Source organism: Ferrimicrobium acidiphilum DSM 19497 (genome assembly GCF_000949255.1).
GTDB classification, from domain to species: Bacteria; Actinomycetota; Acidimicrobiia; order Acidimicrobiales; family Acidimicrobiaceae; genus Ferrimicrobium; species Ferrimicrobium acidiphilum.
The window spans coordinates 62,975-80,559 of the sequence record NZ_JXUW01000008.1 but is presented as its reverse complement, the minus strand read 5'-3'; the positions used below and the strand labels follow the sequence as shown (position 1 = coordinate 80,559).

General features: G+C 56.0%; 14 protein-coding genes. 1 reads left to right on the top strand and 13 read right to left on the bottom strand.

All coding sequences use genetic code 11. The annotated features are described in order from the left end of the window. The first annotated feature begins 159 nt into the window (after positions 1-159). A complete protein-coding gene (locus tag FEAC_RS05710) occupies positions 160-2,409 on the top strand; it encodes a xanthine dehydrogenase family protein molybdopterin-binding subunit (protein ID WP_035388976.1) in 2,250 nt (749 codons plus the stop codon). 72 nt (positions 2,410-2,481) lie between these two features. On the opposite strand, the gene FEAC_RS05705 is transcribed toward FEAC_RS05710, so the two are convergent. The 13 genes from FEAC_RS05705 to FEAC_RS05650 form a co-directional block, all read right to left on the bottom strand. Then, on the bottom strand, positions 2,482-3,501 hold the full coding sequence (locus tag FEAC_RS05705; RefSeq protein ID WP_035388975.1) for a peptidylprolyl isomerase: 1,020 nt from the start codon (positions 3,499-3,501) through the stop codon (positions 2,482-2,484). Between the two features lie 44 nt (positions 3,502-3,545). Next, a complete protein-coding gene (gene mfd, locus FEAC_RS05700) occupies positions 3,546-6,890 on the bottom strand; it encodes a transcription-repair coupling factor (protein WP_160290338.1) in 3,345 nt (1,114 codons plus the stop codon). A gap of 35 nt (positions 6,891-6,925) precedes the next feature. Beyond that, the gene (gene pth, locus FEAC_RS05695) at positions 6,926-7,504 is read right to left on the bottom strand and encodes an aminoacyl-tRNA hydrolase (RefSeq protein WP_035389013.1); all 579 of its coding nucleotides are present in this window, start codon (positions 7,502-7,504) and stop codon (positions 6,926-6,928) included. A gap of 18 nt (positions 7,505-7,522) precedes the next feature. Continuing rightward, the gene (locus FEAC_RS05690) at positions 7,523-8,047 is read right to left on the bottom strand and encodes a 50S ribosomal protein L25 (RefSeq protein WP_035388974.1); all 525 of its coding nucleotides are present in this window, start codon (positions 8,045-8,047) and stop codon (positions 7,523-7,525) included. 78 nt (positions 8,048-8,125) lie between these two features. Next, positions 8,126-9,097 (bottom strand): ribose-phosphate diphosphokinase, encoded by a 972-nt coding sequence (locus FEAC_RS05685; protein WP_035388973.1) that lies wholly within the window; start codon positions 9,095-9,097, stop codon positions 8,126-8,128. Positions 9,098-9,253: 156 nt separating this feature from the next. Beyond that, a complete protein-coding gene (locus FEAC_RS05680) occupies positions 9,254-10,351 on the bottom strand; it encodes an NTP transferase domain-containing protein (protein WP_052565748.1) in 1,098 nt (365 codons plus the stop codon). A gap of 25 nt (positions 10,352-10,376) precedes the next feature. Continuing rightward, positions 10,377-11,960 (bottom strand): glycoside hydrolase, encoded by a 1,584-nt coding sequence (locus tag FEAC_RS05675; protein WP_035388972.1) that lies wholly within the window; start codon positions 11,958-11,960, stop codon positions 10,377-10,379. Next, positions 11,938-12,129 (bottom strand): hypothetical protein, encoded by a 192-nt coding sequence (locus FEAC_RS15490; protein ID WP_160290337.1) that lies wholly within the window; start codon positions 12,127-12,129, stop codon positions 11,938-11,940. The genes FEAC_RS05675 and FEAC_RS15490 overlap by 23 nt, the downstream gene beginning before the upstream one ends. A gap of 64 nt (positions 12,130-12,193) precedes the next feature. Further along, positions 12,194-14,287, bottom strand: a complete 2,094-nt coding sequence (locus FEAC_RS05670; protein WP_035388971.1) for a S9 family peptidase — start codon at positions 14,285-14,287, stop codon at positions 12,194-12,196. An 85-nt stretch (positions 14,288-14,372) separates the two neighbouring features. Next, on the bottom strand, positions 14,373-15,161 hold the full coding sequence (locus FEAC_RS05665) for a ferritin-like domain-containing protein (RefSeq protein WP_052565746.1): 789 nt from the start codon (positions 15,159-15,161) through the stop codon (positions 14,373-14,375). Positions 15,162-15,205: 44 nt separating this feature from the next. Then, a complete protein-coding gene (locus tag FEAC_RS05660; RefSeq protein WP_052565744.1) occupies positions 15,206-16,066 on the bottom strand; it encodes a ferritin-like domain-containing protein in 861 nt (286 codons plus the stop codon). 71 nt (positions 16,067-16,137) lie between these two features. Then, positions 16,138-16,524 carry a cupredoxin domain-containing protein gene (locus tag FEAC_RS05655; protein ID WP_052565742.1) on the bottom strand — a complete coding sequence of 129 codons (387 nt, stop codon included), beginning with the start codon at positions 16,522-16,524 and terminating at the stop codon, positions 16,138-16,140. 160 nt (positions 16,525-16,684) lie between these two features. After that, entirely contained in the window at positions 16,685-17,572 is an 888-nt protein-coding gene (locus tag FEAC_RS05650) for a cobalamin biosynthesis protein CobD/CbiB (RefSeq protein WP_052565740.1), read from the bottom strand. Positions 17,573-17,585 lie beyond the last annotated feature (13 nt).

Sequence of the window (17,585 nt, the reverse complement as noted above, 5' to 3'; positions counted from 1 at the left end):
TCGTGCGTCGCTCGCGCAAGAGAATCACAGCTGCAGCGTTCGCGCCGATAGCGGCTACCGCAACACCCCACCCCCAGCCAATTCGGATCATCGCGAGGATTCATCGATCACAACCTAGCCCTGAAAAGGTGCTAGAAAGATAGGAGGAAAGGACCCGACATGAGTATTCTCGGCAGCCGTGTGATTAGAAAAGAGGATCCTGGTCTTCTACAAGGAGATGGCAACTACGTCGCAAATCTAGAGCTCGACCACCCGCTCTATGCCTGTTTCGTCACATCGCCCTTCGCCCACGCCAGTTTTACCAGCATCTCTACCGACGAAGCTCTTGCCGCGCCCGGTGTGACCCATGTTTTGAGCGCTGCAGATCTCGAGGCCAACCCGATCCCAGCGGCAGTGAAGGGTCGTCCAGAGTGTGCTCGGCCAATACTCGCACGCGACCGAGTGCGCTACGTCGGTGAACCCTACGCTCTCGTTCTTGCCGAAACCCCACAGGCCGCCTTCGACGGCGCCGAGTTGGTCTATGCCGACTTTGATCCTCTTGGGGTAGTCATAGACCCAGAGGAGGCGCTCAAAGATACGGTACCCCTCTTTCCAGGCACCAGCAACATCTTCTCCGAGAGCGACCAAGCGCAGAATCCAACACTCTTTGATGGTGCCGACGTCATCGTGGGCGAGCGCTTGATCAATCAGCGACTCGCACCATGCTCGCTGGAGACCCGGGCGATGGCCGCTGTGCCGACACAAGATGGTCGTCTTATCGTCTACTCATCGACTCAATCAGCTCATGGATTGAAGCGCACGCTAGTCAGATGCCTTGACATCGATGAAGCTAGTATTGTCGTTAGAGCTCAAGATGTCGGTGGTGGATTTGGGGCCAAAGTAACGGTCTACCCAGAGGACGTCGCCATCGCAGCCGCAACCCTGAAGCTCAGACGGGCGATTAAATGGCACGAGGACCGTAGTCGCTCCATGCTGGGCCTCGTTCACGGTCGGGCGCAGGTCCAGTACCTCGAGCTTGGCGCGACAAAAGACGGAAAGCTCGTCGGTTACCGAATGCGTATCGTTCAAGATAGTGGCGCCTATCCCGCCTTTGGCGCACTCCTACCAACCCTCACCTGCCTGATGGCACCTGGGACCTACCTCATACCCAATGTCGAGACCTCGTACGTATCAGTAGCCACCAATACAACACCCATATCCGCCTACCGCGGTGCTGGTCGCCCTGAGGCCGCCGCGGCTATCGAGCGTATGATGGACAGACTGGCAGCCGAACTCGAGATCGACGCTGTTGAACTCCGACGACGTAACTTGATCCCAAAGGAGGCGTTCCCGCTCACAACCCCGACCGGAGCTAACTACGATGTTGGTGACTATGCCAGAGCCCTCGACTCCGTCTGTGAACATGCCGGTTACGAGCAGCTTCGCGATGAACAACGTCGTCGTCGCGTTGAACGAGCACCGCTCCAATTAGGTATTGGCATCGCCGTCTACGTCGAGGTCACCAATGGAGGAGGATCGAGCGAGTATGGTCGCGTCGAGGTGAAGGACGACGGCAGCATCGTCGCATACTCCGGCACCTCCCCACATGGACAGGGGCACGCAACTGCTTGGTCGATGCTCATCGCCGACGAACTTGGTGTTGACCTCGACCAGATTCAGGTCATCACTGGCGACACCGACCTGGTCCCCAGAGGGGTTGGGACCTTCGGCTCTCGATCGTTGCAAACTGGAGGAGCTGCCATCTCTGGAGCCGCCCATGAGCTCAACATACGGGCCAAACGCATGGCGGCCGCCATGTTTGAGGCGAGTGAGGCTGATGTAGAGCTAACTACTAGTGGCGCCTTCGTGAAGGGTAGCCCATCACTCACGATCGACTGGTCCAACCTCGCCAAACGAGCCAGGGAGATGGGGCAACCCCTGGACGTTACACTTGACTTCGACCCAGACGATGCAACCTATCCTTTTGGAGCACACCTAGCAGCAGTCGAGGTCGACGTCGAGACCGGTCAGGTAAGGTTGATCAGCTTCACTGCCGTCGACGATGCCGGAAGGCTACTCAATCCGTTGCTCGCAGAAGGCCAAGTTCACGGAGGGATCTCCCAAGGGATAGCTCAAGCCCTTTTCGAGGAGTTCCGCTACAGCGCTGATGGTACTCCACTGACCCCCAACTTCGCCGACTACACCGTCATCTCGGCCTCCGAACTACCCTCATTTGGAGTCATCCACCAGGAGACTCCGACCTTTATGAACCCACTAGGGGCCAAGGGTATCGGTGAGTCTGGCACGATCGGCTCAACTCCTGCCGTATGGAATGCAGTCATCGATGGGCTTAGCCATCTAGGTATTCGACATATCAACCTGCCGCTTAGCCCACAGCAAATCTATCAATCGATAGCTGGCCGCCAATAGACGGCGGCTACGCACTCGTAACCAATGATGCTTCAGGCCAGCTTTGTTGAGGTATAGTGGTTGCTAGCGCAGCTAATTGGCAAGTCCGGGTGTGAAGTACTGACTCAGGACCTTTTGACCCGGCCCTTTGCTCGGTGCCACCTGGATAACGCCTCCGACATCTCGCACACGCCCATACAGAGGGTTAACCTTGAGGGATTCCGCCCTGGACTGGCGAGCTAGGAAGGAGTTGAGAAGAGCTGATCCATGGGACAACTCATCGTTGGCTGCACTGAGTTCGGCATTGTGGAACGGGATCAGCGTCCGAGAGGTTACCTCAACGATCGACCAGCCTTGGGAGATCTGCACCGGCTGCGAAGGCGTCTTCACTGGTAACGTCTCAACTGCGTGCGTATAGTTCGGCCCTAGAACCTGTTGATATTGCGAGATCGTCCCACATCCCACTGCTCCACCTGTGGCCTGCGAAGCTTTGTCCACCGAGTACTTACTGGCGGCTGCGGCAAATGAAAGCCCCGCCTTGATCTTAGCGAGCACGGCGTCAGCCTCGAGTGCAGACGTCTCAAGTATCTGTGACGAACAGACGTCAATGAAACTCGCGTGGTGGCTGCTGTAATATGACTGCACACCCGAAGTAGTGAGATTGACCTTCGCGAGATGGGCCTCCATGGCTACAATCGCCCGAGTATCGCTCACTAGCTGATTCTGATATGCCTTCGAAAACGCGTTGAACGTGGCCTGGGAGCCGACCGACTGGACGGTTAACGCCTTTGCAAGTTGAGACTCAAGTGGCGTTGGCGTGATATTCAGTCTGTGCTCCACCTGTAAGATGCGGTAGATGGTAATCCGTCGATTCAAAATATTATCGACAAATAATGTGCTGTAACTCTTCTTATTTGGCCCAAAGACCGGCGACTTGTTCTTAGCTAGCAAAGCATCGAAAGCGGCGTTTGAGGAGACCTCACGCAGCTCGGTATGTAGCTGACTATTGGATATCGTCTGCGGCCCTACTTTGGCAGCATAACCTATCGTCGAACAGCTCGCAAGCAAAGCACCTAACCCAAGCGGAAGGAACTTCAACAACCTTCGAGACATACTCCTCCTTGGTTCCACAGCTTTCCTAGCCTACTATGCGAAACCTAGGAGCGTGAATTCGGCGATCCCATGACGATTTCACCAACCAGAGCAAGAAGGTCGTCCCGAGGTCGAAAGGGAACTACTACCTCGTGGTCGATCGCACGGTAACTCGGTCGCGATGGTAGTCGTCGCAACCGTACCTCCTCGGAGGGACGCAGCTCAAGTGGTCTCAGGAAGACCTCCATGCCTCCAGTACGTGCGGAACGGCGCGACCCAACCTCATGCACTCCGCGTTCGATCAGCGTTAACTTCAAACGCGTCATCGCAATTAGATTGGCAACCACATCCGGATGTGGCCCAAAACGATCGATCAACTCCTCGGCGAGTTCTGTGACCTCTGCATCGGTACAAGCAAGCGCAAGCCGGCGATACAGGTCCATTCGCACCGTCTCTTCCTCAACATAGGAGACAGGAATCGAGTAAGAGATGGGAAGGTCGATGTTGATCTCCGCGACCTCGATACGCTCGTCCCCCTTCATCTGGGCGACCGCCTCGGCAACCAGGCGGACGTAGAGTTCGTAGCCAACCGCACTCATGTGGCCGGACTGTCGTTGCCCCAGAAAGGTACCGGCACCGCGCAACTCGAGATCGCGCATGGCGATACGGTAACCTGAACCGAGGTCTGTGTTCTCAACAATAGTGCGAAGTCGTTCAAGCGCAATCACCGAAAGAGGCTTGGTGCGAGGATAGAACAGGTAAGCGTATGCTCGCTGCCCCGAACGCCCTACTCGCCCACGTAGCTGGTGAAGCTGACCAAGTCCAAGATCTTCGGCGTGATCGACTATGAGCGTGTTCACCGATGGAAGGTCAATACCGCTCTCGATGATGGTGGTGCAGACCAAGACGTCTGCCCTCCGGTGCCAGAAATCATCAACCACCCGTTCGAGTTCATGCTCGGGAAGCTGACCGTGAGCGATCAGAATACGTGCTGTAGGGACTAGGTCGGCGACCTTTCGCGCTACCGACTGGATATCGCGCACACGGTTATGTACATAGAACACCTGCCCACCACGGATAAGTTCGCGCCGGATCGCCTCGGAGATTGCAGCATCGTCATCTGGACCAACATGTGTTAAGATCGGCTGCCGATCGAGCGGTGGCGTCCTAAGTAGCGACATGTCACGCACCCCAACCAGCGAAAGCTCAAGCGTGCGCGGAATCGGAGTAGCCGACAGCGTCAGCACATCGAGGTCCGGATGGCGTGTCTTCCAAAACTCCTTGTGTTGAACCCCGAATCGCTGCTCCTCGTCGATTACGAGGAGCCCTAGACGTTTGAAGTCGATCTCTTTGGAGACCAAGGCATGGGTAGCTACCAGACAATCGAGCGTACCTAGGCGCAACTCTTCCTTAAGCCGTTTGACCTCACGTCCGCTCACAAAGCGTGACAGCAATCCAACCTTGACTCCATAGGGTTCAAAGCGCTCCCTAAAGGTGTCATAGTGTTGCTGTGCCAAAATCGTGGTAGGGACGAGGATCGCCACTTGGTTCCCGCTCTGAATTGTCTTGAATGCGGCTCTAATAGCGATCTCTGTCTTCCCGAATCCGACATCACCGCAGATCATTCGATCCATAGGGATCGGTTGTTCAAGATCGCGCTTCATCTCCTCGATAGCGATCACCTGGTCCGGAGTGAGTTCATACGGGAACGCTGACTCCATCTCATCCTGCCATGGTGTATCAGCCTCCTTGGCATGACCGACGGTGACCAGTCGCTTCTGATACAGCACTACGAGCTCCTGCGCAACCTCGTTGGCCGCCCTGCGCGCCTTACGTACCTGTTGACTCCACTCTCTGGATCCCAAACGTGAAAGCGCCGGATCCTCTCCACCGACGTAGAGCGTGATGCGGTCGGTCTGATCGGAAGGAAGATAGATCTTATCCTTACCGCCGAACTCCAGTAGCAGATAGTCGCGCTCAACCTCGGCCAAGGAACGCGATACGATACCCTGGTAACGAGCGATACCGTAGGTCTCATGGACGACCAGAGTCCCTGGAGCCAAGTCATCGAGGGTAGAGCTAAGCGTCCTTGGGCTTCGACGTGGCGTCCTCGGGTTGGCTATCGGTCGTACCAGCTCTGTATCGGCGACAACGACGAGCTTGGCGGTCTCTACGATGAACGAGTGATAGAGCCGCACGCCCTCGAGCAAGTAGAGTCCGGCGGTCTCTGGAGGATCAGCATCTGCTCCAATTGCAATCGGGTAGCGTTCAAAGCTCGCAAACGTTGCGGTTAACGCGCGCACCCTAGCCTGAGACTCTGCGGTGACGATCACTCGGAATCCGCGGCGAATAAAGGACCCAACGCGCTCAACGAACCCGGTCATGTCTCTATGGTCGATTCGCAGTGGGTGAGGATCCGCACCATCATCGGTGAGGAGGACAGATTGCGCCGGACTCTCTGAGATATGGTCAAAGGAGGCGAGCAGGCCTGCTGTTGACTCGGTAGCCTCGATCCCCCAAGTAGGAGCTAGCGCCTGGGTCATAGATAACTCGTCCGCGACAAGGCGTATCGACTCCGCCTCAAGCAAGGCACCACCAGCCAAGATAACCACATCATCCTCATCTAGCAGGTCAGAAGGGATGGTAGCCTGATGATTGAGTACTAGAGGGAGAAGGCTCTCGGCTGGATCTGCGCTCGTGCCATCGAGCAGCTCCCGAATCCGGTCGCCAAGCACTGGAGCTCGCTCGGCCAACTCCTCGAGCCCTGCCCGTAAACGGCCGTCAACAAGCACCTCTCTAGCCGGCAAAATCTCGTACTCACCTATCGCATCAATGGTTACCTGCGACCCAGGATCAAAGATGCCGAGGCGATCAAGTTCGTCGCCAAAGAAGTCAGCTCGGATCGGGCTGTCGGCGTCAGGAGGAAAGAGGTCGACGATCGAGCCACGCACGGCAAACTCGCCAGGACTCGATACCTGAGCTTCGCGCAGGTATCCATTGCGTAACAAGAACTCGACCAACTCGACCTGAGGGAGCGAGGAGCCGACATGAAGACTGAAGCGCTCGAGGTCAAGAGCACTTGGAGCTAGGCGTTGGAGTGCTGATCTCACCGATGCGGTCACCACCACACCGCTCTCCGACTTCTCTTGCAGCGCGGACAGCGCACGAAGACGCAGCCCAACGGTGCGCATAGATGGTGCTACTCGCTCGAACGGGACCGTATCCCAGGCTGGCAACCAATAACTGTTGCACCCGTCTTGCAAGCTGGCGATGTCGTAGGCGATCGTCTCAGCCTCGACCTCACTGGCCACAATCACGAGGATGCGTCGCCCTGCCGTACTCTGGGCCACCAGGGCAGCCGACACAGCTGGAGCGACACCCAGAGTCCTAAGCTCCAGAGTCTGGCTCACCCCAGCAACAAGCCTTGTTAACACCTTGAACGACATCACCGTATCCGTTGGTTATACTCAGTCATCGCTCGATCGGGTCCGACCTCGATGATGTCACGGATCGCATCGACACCACGCCGAACTGCAAGATCAAGTTCGATTCGGTCCTCAGACCCCGGTCTAGACAGCACAAAATCAACTACAGACGATCGCCCAGAGGGCCGCCCGATTCCGACCCTGATCCGTAGAAAATTCTGGGTTCCAAGCAGGTGGGCGATCGACTTAAGGCCATTGTGTCCGGCTAGGCCACCACCTGACTTGACACGCACCACTCCTGGTTCGAGGTCAAGCTCGTCATGGATCACGATTAGACCCGCCGGATAGTCAATTGGGTGGTATCGGACAAACTCAGCTACCGCGAGACCAGACTCATTCATAAATGTCTGTGGTAGCAGCACATCTATCATGCAGGTCCCAAGTCGTCCGCTTCCGAGCAACCCGTGATATTTACGCGAAAAAACTATCCCGAGATCACTGGCTAGGGCGTCAGCAACCTCAAATCCCATGTTGTGTCGAGTGCCACGATAGCGAGAGCCTGGATTTCCAAGACCTACCACCAGTACCGAGTTAGTCACCTCCCACGGTGTGGGCAACTAAAGCTTGTCAGCCAGGCGGGCAACGACGATCTCGGGGTCGCCTATCAACACCAACCCTTTTGCGAGTGGAATCTGGCCAGCGGTGAAGACCTCAGCCTCGCCGAGCATCTCGAGCGAGATCTCTAAGAAGTCCGGAATATCCTTGACATGTCCTCGGACTCGCAGGCTCGGCTCCTCCATCTCGAGTTCCTCACTCACCGATCGCAGTTCGATGGTGGCCTCCATCTCCTCACGGACGTTGATCGCCAAAAAGTCGAGGTGACTTAGACTGCGACGCACTGGATGCCGTTGGAGCTCTTGGAGCTGCACGGTGGTCACCTTACCGGCCACCTCAAGCTCCATCAGAGCACCGACATTCACCCTATGACCAAGTGCGGTTTCAAAATCGTGGGCGTCGACGAATAGGTGTCGAGCCTTCGAGGTGCCGCCATAGACAACAGCTGGCACCTTCCCTAATGCACGAAGACGCCGACTCTCGGGACTCCCTGGCTCTCTACCTTCATAGGCAATAACCTTCGCCACACAAACCTCACTTTTTCAGAGACTACATATTTTTTGAGAAACAACATAGAGAGCATAGCTGCTCTCGCTCGTTAATTTTCAGGAGAGATTATCTCCATGGAAAAGCTCGGACACCGAGCCGTCCTCAAAGACGGCTGCAATCGCGTCGGCTATCACCTTCGCAATCGACACAACCTCAATCTTGTCTGTGAGGCGATCCCCACTTAATGGAAGCGTATTGGTGACGATCACTCGGGAGATACTCGAGTCGGTAAGTCGCTTAATAGCTGGTCCAGAAAGAATGGGGTGGGTCGCCATCACCCAAACGTCGGAGGCACCTCTGCTGAGCAACAGGTCAGCCGCGGCGGTCACAGTGCCGGCGGTGTCAATCATGTCGTCGACGATGACACAACGTTTAGCGGCTACGTCTCCAACAACGTTGAGAGCATTCACCACATTGGCCATGCCCTTTGGCCGACTCTTATGAACCACGGCGAGTCCAGCCTGAAGCTTCTGTGCATAACGCTCGGCAACCTTCACTCGTCCTGCATCAGGAGCGACAATCACCAGATCACTGGCGTCTTGGGCCCGCAAATAGTCGGTCAAAACCTGAGTAGCCGTAAGGTGATCGACGGGGCCATCAAAGAAACCTTGAATCTGCCCCGAATGCAGATCAACCGAGATGATGCGATCAGCGCCAGCCGCCTTAAACAGATCTGCCACCAGCTTTGCAGTGATCGGCTCTCGGCCCGAGGCCTTGCGATCCTGGCGAGAATAGCCATAGTAGGGACAGACCGCCGTGATCCGTTTTGCCGAGGCCCGCTTTGCGGCATCCACCATGATCAGCTGCTCAAAGATCGAATCATTGACTGGCCCAGCATGCGACTGAAGCAGGAAAATGTCCTTTCCTCGAACGGACTGATCGAAGCGCGAGTAGATTTCACCATCCGAAAACTCTCGCAAGGTGAGCTCGCCAAGCTTGACCTGCAAGTGGTCAGCGACCTCACGAGCCAGCTCAGGATGAGCTCGACCCGAAAAGAGCTCGAGCCGCTTCCTCGGGACCAACTCCATGAAAAGCTCCTTCTTCTCTCTTGAAGCAACCGTTATGGTGCTACCCCATAGTACTCGCTCGACTCCACCCTGAGTCAGCCCTGAGCGTCCTTAGCCTCACCAAAAACATGCAGAAGTGTTCGCCAACTTGGCTGAATCGTCAAATTGGACACCCGTTCACTTTAACAAAGAGAAGGGCTCTACGATCGCACGGTCAGATACTGTTGCTCCTTCTCGAATTGAGACATATGGGCCAGCCATGACCGACCTGCCAATAGTTGCCGCCGTTGCATCTACTCTTACCAACCTGCTCCCATCACCAACATCCGTGTCTATGAGGCTGGATTCAGGGCCGATCTCAGCATGTGAACCGATCCTTGTATGACCCAGCAGGAGTGTATTCGGCCAGATGGTGGTCCCGGGACCTATCTGAACCTCAGCATCAATCGTGATCGTCTCTGGCCGAACCATCATCACACCAGCACCGATATGGCGGGCGAGGATGCGCGATCGCATAAGCTCCTCAGCCGCTACCAACTGCGGAAGATCGTTAACACCCTGAGTCTCTTGCACATCAGCAACCGACATCACTCCAACCTGATAACCCGACTGCGTCAGAAGCTCAATGGCATCGGTGAGGTAGTACTCGCGTTGTGAGTTCGACGGAGCCAGACGTCTGATCGCTACCGGCAAAAGTGCAAGGTCAAAAATATAGACTCCGGTGTTTACCTCCCGAATCATAGCCTGGTCACCAACGAGATCGCGGTCCTCTACAATCTCAGTCACGGCCCCCTTTGCATTACGCACTACCCTGCCATAACCCGCTGGGTTAGACGCCTCCATGGTAAGAATGGTTGCCGCATTTCCACTCTCCATATGAGCCTTGGCCAGCGCTTTTAAGGTCTCTGCGGTCAGCAGTGGAGTATCTGATGGAAGCACTAGCACCTCCGACCCGGAGCCGCCGACCCCAGGTAACAGATCCGGCAATCTAGAGAGACCAGCCGAAACCGCATCGCCAGTCCCTCGTTGTTCTGGTTGCCTGGCAGCGACGATCTCCGGGGCATGAGAACCATACCCTCGCAGCTCTCGCTCCACTAGCTCTGCCTGGTGTCCAACCACCACGACAACACGTTCTAGCTCATCGAGCTCTAACACTGCTCGCATGACGTGCCTCAACATCGAGACCCCACAGAGCTTCATGAGCGGCTTTGGCCGCTCTGAAGCCATCCGAGTCCCCTTACCTGCCGCAAGAACCATCGCATAACGAAGTGCCAAAGGTACCTCCTTCTACGACTCCAGGCTACTTGTTGCTGCGGTCAAAGACGTAGGTGGTCACGCTAAATGGCTGACTGAGCGTCGCGATAATCGAACCAGTTACCGTGGGGTTGGCCACCGGTTTCAAACTATCAGTGAAGGATGTCTGCACCGAGTAGCTGGGGGTCAATCGACCTGATCTTGGAGGAAACTCGATCACTAGCGGGATTGGTGGAGATCCCTCGGGGCTGCGATTGATGGCTATGATCATCTCTCGGTTGCCCTCGCGTGCAGCAAGCGCCTTGACGCGCGGGTCGGAGGTCGCAACCGGGTAGAGTTCGGCTCCTGGACGCAGGTAACGTGAGAAGTTGGCCAATACCCAATAGCGTTTGGTTAGATAAAGACGATGGTCTCCATTCGCACCGCCGTGGAGGTCAAAGTAGATCAGTCCATCATTGCGACCGAGCGCATTGATGTCCGCAAAGCAGGTGGGGTCTGCTGCTGGGTTACAACCCAGATCTGGAGAGAGAGCAAGCCACCAGTCGAATACAGAGGCGCCAGCAACCATCAGATCGTTATATATGGTGTCAGCAAGCCAGATACCTGAGATCATGGTTGGGTCATACTGATAGGCAAAACCGTTCGGGGTATGACAACAGATCTCGGTCGCCCAGACCTGGTGATGGAGCTGGTTGGCGAGTCGGTGGACACTCCGCAAAGTCTGCGCATCTGGATAGTCGTATCCGTGGTAGGCAAGGGCGGCGACAGCGCCCGATGCCCCTGGATAACTAAGCCACTTAGGAGTATCTACCAAAAACCCATTGGCCACAAAGGCGGACTCGTCGGCGATTACATGGCACCACGGGGCGAGTCGAGCAAGATCGTGGGCGAGCGCAACCACGAGCGGACCTCTCTCACCGATCGGAACCGCCATCCCTTCTTGATGACAGGACGCCTGTGAACCAACCGGCTCATTCATCGGAGAGATATAGGAGAGTTTGACACCAAAGTGCGATTGAATTCCTTGGACCGTCATGGCAAGTTCAAGAGCATAACTTGGTATCGCGGAAGTCAGGAGTGTCCCCCCACAGCTTTGATGATTCGAAGTAAACGCCGGCGGAGCCGAATTGACGAAACCAACGAGATCGTGAACGTGCGCTGTTGCGGCTTGACGAAGAAAGTAGACCGCCTGGCTGTCGGTGGCGAAGTTGAACGAACCATTGGGGGTATACCAGGTCGGTGGCGCCTTCCACCAGGTGGAGACGCCCACTCCACCACCGCCGATGTTGAAGCGAAATTGAGAGAGCCGGAGGCCATGATTCCCATACAGCAACCGACCTATTCTCCTCCTATCCTTCACGCCTAGTGCATATGCGGGCACCGACCACCAGGCTCCTGAGGCACCAATGCCGACCAGTCGGTGAGAGGGCCTAGCACCAACCGCAGCGACAACAGACGCCTGGCGAGGCTGTGATAGCGATACTGGTACAACCGGTGCCAAGGTCACACCAACATCGAGTACAAGCACAACTGCTGCCACTATTGAGGTAAGAAAGGCGCCGATGACGCCGAGCCTTCTCACAGTAACATGGACCCCAGTCGAAGGATTAGCCTGCTGGCGTTGAGACACGACCGACCGCCTGAGGAGAATGCCGGACTCGCCAGCTATATCCGTCTTTGGCCACGTCCTTTTTGGAGCTAGCCGCCGACAACGCAGAGGGCATCTCCACCCTCACGGCACCAGCGAGGCGAGCGCCGAACGCTGAGAATCCATCTGCTCCCCTGTCTTCATACCTCACTACCATAACCTACCGGTAGTAGGTATCCAGAACTGGGTGTACTAGCCCCGCTCTCATCCAGTACTCAGTTCAGTGAATCGTCAGGTAATCCGAGATTCGAAAGAAGAAATCTGGTGCGACTGGTAGCGACTCGAAGAAGACTCGCCTGGTCAGTTGGGGCATGACGGCTCGAAGGTAGGACCACCAGCTCAATATCTTTACCGAGTTCATTGGCCCGGGCAATCAGCGAAGAGGTATGGCCAAAGTGGACATTCTCATCCATCAACCCATGAATGACCATGAGCTTACCTGACAGCCGCTCTAGCTTGTCGAGCACCGACGATCGTTCGTATCCTTCTTGATTATCCACCGGGTCACCGAGATAGCGCTCCGTATAGGCGGTGTCGTACCAACGAAAGTCCACTACAGGGGCACCCGCTACACCGACCTTGAACACCTCTGAAGCCCGCGTCATTGCCATCAGGGTCATGTAGCCCCCATAGCTCCAACCATAGATGCCAACGCGGTCGGAGTCGAGTCTCCAACGCCGCTGGCAGTAGGCCACACCACGCAGCTGATCACTCAACTCGATCTCCCCGAAGCGACGATGGAGGTAAGCCTCGAAGTCGAGGCTACGGCCGTAGCTTCCGCGATTATCGAGCTTGACCACCACCGCACCGCGTGAGGCTAGGTATTGAGCTTGGAGATCTAGGGTCAACCCATAGTGGTTCACCACCAGCTGGGCGTGCGGACCACCATAGACTGAGACGATCAACGGCGCCCCCTCGATGCGCTCAGGACTCGGGAGATAGACAGCGCCATAAAGGGTCTCACCGCTAGCTGACTCAAGCTCAATCATCTCGGGTTCAGCGACTAGAAAAGGCGCAGACGTCTGCGCTATGGAGACGCTCCTCCCATCCGGGGTAGAAACCATCGCCCTTGGCTCGAGTGACCTGCTAGACGCGCTGATATAGACGTTATCACCCCTGGGAGCGAGAACACCGGTCGCCACACCGTATTCAGTCCCAATGCGCTCGCAATGACCTCCAATCAAGTCGACTCGGTAGAGCCACTCCTCGGTAGGAGAGTCACCGGTCGCCACAACCAGCGCCGTCATCCCTTGGACTCCAAGAAGTTCGCGAATAACGAGCTCACCAAGCTGCGTCCTTGTACCATCGGCGTGGATGCGTACAAGATGCCGCTGGCGACGATCGGCCTCAGAGGTTGTCAGGAGATCGCCATCTATTGCAAACTCCCTCTCAGCGAGGTTCACCCACGGTTGACCGTACTCCTGACCGAGTGGCAACCGTACTCCATCGCTAACACGATAGACCCATCGGTTCAGCCGATCCTGCTGGCGGTTGAGCGAAGATACAGCCAGCCGATCGGTGTCGAGCCAGACGACGTTGGCTAGATAGCGATCAGCGTCAACGCTCTCGACAACCGTTCTCGTATGTGTCTCTAGATCAAGGAGACAAAGAACTACGGAGGCGTTGGTGGCACCAACCATTGGATAGCGATAACGCTCAACAACGTTGGGGTGGAGATCGGTACGAACGATGTGATGTTGATCCACCTTCGACTCGTCGACCTCTGTATAGGCGAGCCAACGGCCGGAGGGATCCAACCACATTCCGGTCATGCGGCCTAGCTCCTCCTGGGCAACATATTCGGCGACTCCGACCGACATTCCATCACCAGCCGCCGCAACGAGGATCTCTCGACTGCAATCGCGACCTACCAAGACAATCTCATCTCCGGTGGTGGCTACAAAGCGGTCGACTCCAACCTTAATGAGTTGTCGGGCGCCGGAAAAATCGAACCCATCAATGACGTCACCTGTGCCCAGGTCTACAAGCTGAAACGCCCCACCGACATTTACCAGTGCACTAACTTCGTCAACGATCTGAAAACTCCCGATTCCGCCCATCGTCTGTCGTAATCGTTGTTTGCGAAGCTCCTCTTCGAGCGTCTCATCCGCACTCGGTACAGCGAGCACCAGTCGCTCCTCACGTCGGGCTATATCGAAAGCAAAGAGGGCGAGGCTATCGCCCGCTTGCGGTGCTAGGTAGTAGAGGTGATCGCCACTTGGGCTAAAGGATACCTGACTCGGCAAGGTCATGCCCGGAATCGGGCGAAGGGCAAGATCCGATAGGTTAAGTTTGCGTTGCGTGCTCATAGAGAGACATTAGCTGGAGGCACATCGAGGGACTGACTCGCATCGAGCCAATCCCTCGAGTTCAGTAAGGTTAAGAACGAGTTGGTTATAGTTTGCCGTAGTCCGATGTCGGCCGAGCCAAGGAGGTGGGCTCAAACGCGTTTGGCACCGGATATGTCCCAAGTACAAAGTTGAGAATCGCAGAGTGCTGCATCTCAACAGGCTCTATGCTTGCCGCCGTCCTTATCGCGACAGGCTCCGTCAGGACACCAATTGCCGACAGATAGGTCTCACCTGCAATATTCTCGATCTCGAGCGCTAACTTCGCGAGATCGACGGTGTTGGTAACCGAAGCGAAGTCCTTGTTGACAACCGGCGTCAGCACTGGGTCGGTCGTCGTAACCGCTGGTTTACCCGCAGAACGCAAAATAGCATTCCAGGCCGCTCCATGTTCCTTGTGTTGTGCGCGAGCTGTCTCTGCGAATACGACAACGGCCGGAGGCACGCTGCCAAGTTTTCCGGCCTTTGCAGCATTTATACCAGCGGTGTAGGCATAGATCCCGAGGCTCTCGAGGCTCGCCGCCAACGCAGCTACATGGAGGTCAGTCAAGGTAGATGGCGATAGCGTTGGCGCAGCCGAGGACGAAGAAGACTTGGCAACTGACGAGTTAGAACCACACGCCGCCAACAGCGCACCAGCTCCAACGGTAGCACCGACCCCGAGTAGAAAGGTGCGCCGATTAAGCCGCGATCCCGCCTCAACCTGAGCACGCTCTGCTGCGACTCGCTCCGCCCATTCGCTCGCCCCCTCCTGCATGGCCGGCAAGCTGACGTCGTGATGAATCTCATCAAGTTCCACAATCTTGGCCTTGAGTTCAGCCTCGCTAATCTCCATGGTGGCTTCCTTTCTACTTGTTTGACTCTGTCGATTTAGGTATCTCATTTAACTGCTCCCTCTGCAAGCGGGCGTGCGCCGGCCGTCGGGTAGAAGGCGTTTGGAAATCCGATCGATCCAGCAGCCGCTGGCAGCGCGGCAGCGTTCGGAGGGAGAGCTATAAGTTGAGGAGCATTGGCTTTCAACAACGCTTGCACGGCAAGCAAAATCGATGCATGCTGCGCCTCTACCCCCATGACCGAGGCGGTAAGAGTTCTCGCGCTCTTGGAGGTGATAACGCCGGTAGCCTTTACATAGGTCTCAGCAGCTGCCTGCTCTAGCTCGAGTGCAAGCGCCACGACCCCCTCGGCACCGGTGATCTTTGCAACTGCCGCCTTTACTACCGGAACAAGCGCTGGATCAGCGCTATTTTGCGGGGTACCCCCCAGTGACTTCACCGCCGCATTGAAGGCACTCAGATGCTGTTCATGCTGGTGCATAGTGGTCTCTGCGAACGCCTTGACCACTCCATTTGCGCTTGTACCACCGATATAGGGTAACGTTAACGCCGTCTTATAGGTGTTTACCGCCAGCACCTCAATCGAGGCGTTGCTCTGGAGAATCTGCACATCCGTCGGGGTAGATGCGAACGCAGGAGTCGACTCAAGGCTAAGGAGTGCTGCCCCAAAACCAGCTGCAGCCAAGGCTCCAGCGCCGAATAGTCCGGTACGGAGCATACTCCGCCTCTGCTCTGCCACCGCTTCGGCCTCATAAGGGTCGAGCTCACCGTGACTACGCAACTCTTTACCGAGCTCAACCGCCTCCGCAAGACCCTCACGGGCATCCCTCATGGCGTCCGACTGAATATCTGACGACTGCTCAATGAGTTCATTCAATGGACGTGGGTCAAATGTATCTTTGGTCACTATATGCTCCTTTTCTGAAGTTACAACATTTACAATCCAACGAGAAGATGTTGTGTATCTAAGGCACCTCCCTACTTCACAACAACAATGGTTCCTGTCATAAATTGATGAATACGACATAGGAATGGATAGGTTCCTGGCTTGTCATGGATGATGAAATGAACCGTGTGCCCTGGTGAAATCACTCCGGTGCCAAAGCTTCCATTATTAGCGGTGAGGGTATGGCCAACAGAATCCTCGTTGTGAACGATTATCTCTTCGCCCTGATGGACGACCACTTGATCAGGGATGAATTGGAAGTTACTAATAACAATGGTCGCCGACCTTCCCGAACTAGATGGGCCAGGATGGAGATTGGAAGCACCAACACTAGATGCATTGGATCCGCATGCTGCAAGTACCAGGCCACCTAATACAAGCATGACTCCCGTAAAGATGATCACTCTAAGCTGCCTCATGCCATATCTTCGACGCCATGGTAAGATATGGATTGCTAATCCAGCGCAACAAGTTATTGGCGAGTTATCGCAGCACTATGCCACTACCTACAACTCGTTCCATCGCAAAACTGCGAGGTCTAAAAAGGCGTCAGGGGCCCGAAGAAGAAGTAGTTAGACGTCAATCAGCAGCGGCGATAGCAAGCATGGCCACAAGTGCACTACCCCAAGCGACTCGCCGCGATAGTCGGCTCGCGTGCCGGATAGTTCCGACCCCCGGTTGTGGACCTACCTCGAACCGAGGCGTCTGCACCGATATACCGTGGTAGCAGTTCACACCTCCGAGTTCAGCGCCAAGCACACCGGCAAACGCCGCCTCGATCAGCCCAGCATTCAGCGACGGGTGTAGCTGCGAACGTGCCATGGCAGATACCATCCGCTGGCGGCCCTCCCTATTAGAAAGTGTCCAACACAGGGCAAGCCCCAGCAGAGATGCTGGGCAAGCCGCTAGGTCATCAGCCTTAGCAGAGACAAACCCAAACCTCTGATACCGACTCGTCTTATGTCCTACCATGGCATCGAGGGTATTGATGCTCCTGAATGTCATCGCCCCACTTAGACCGCCCACCGCATACCACAACAACGGACCGACTACAGCATCAGTGGTATTCTCGGCGACAGATTCTATCGTCGCACGAGCAATCTCTTCGGGCCCGAGATCCTCAACATCTCTGCCAACCAGATGCCGGAGTCGGCATCTCGCCGCAGCCAGATCATCGAGCTCAAGCAAACGAGCAACCTCCTCGGCTTCGCGAGTCAGCGATCGGCCACCGATGGTGAACCAGAGTCCAACGGTTTCGAGTAGGCGACCGCCTGGACTAAACACGGTGGGAAGTAGTAACGACGGAGTTAGCGCCAGTGCAAAGAACACGGCACCACGACTCCGCGAATCGGAATAGACACTACCCTCTAACCAGCTCAAACCCACCCCTAGCCATCGAACGGGGTGCCAACGGTTCGTGGGATCGCCGACTAGCTCATCGAGCACCATAGCTCCGAGCACAACCATTGGGGAACATCGC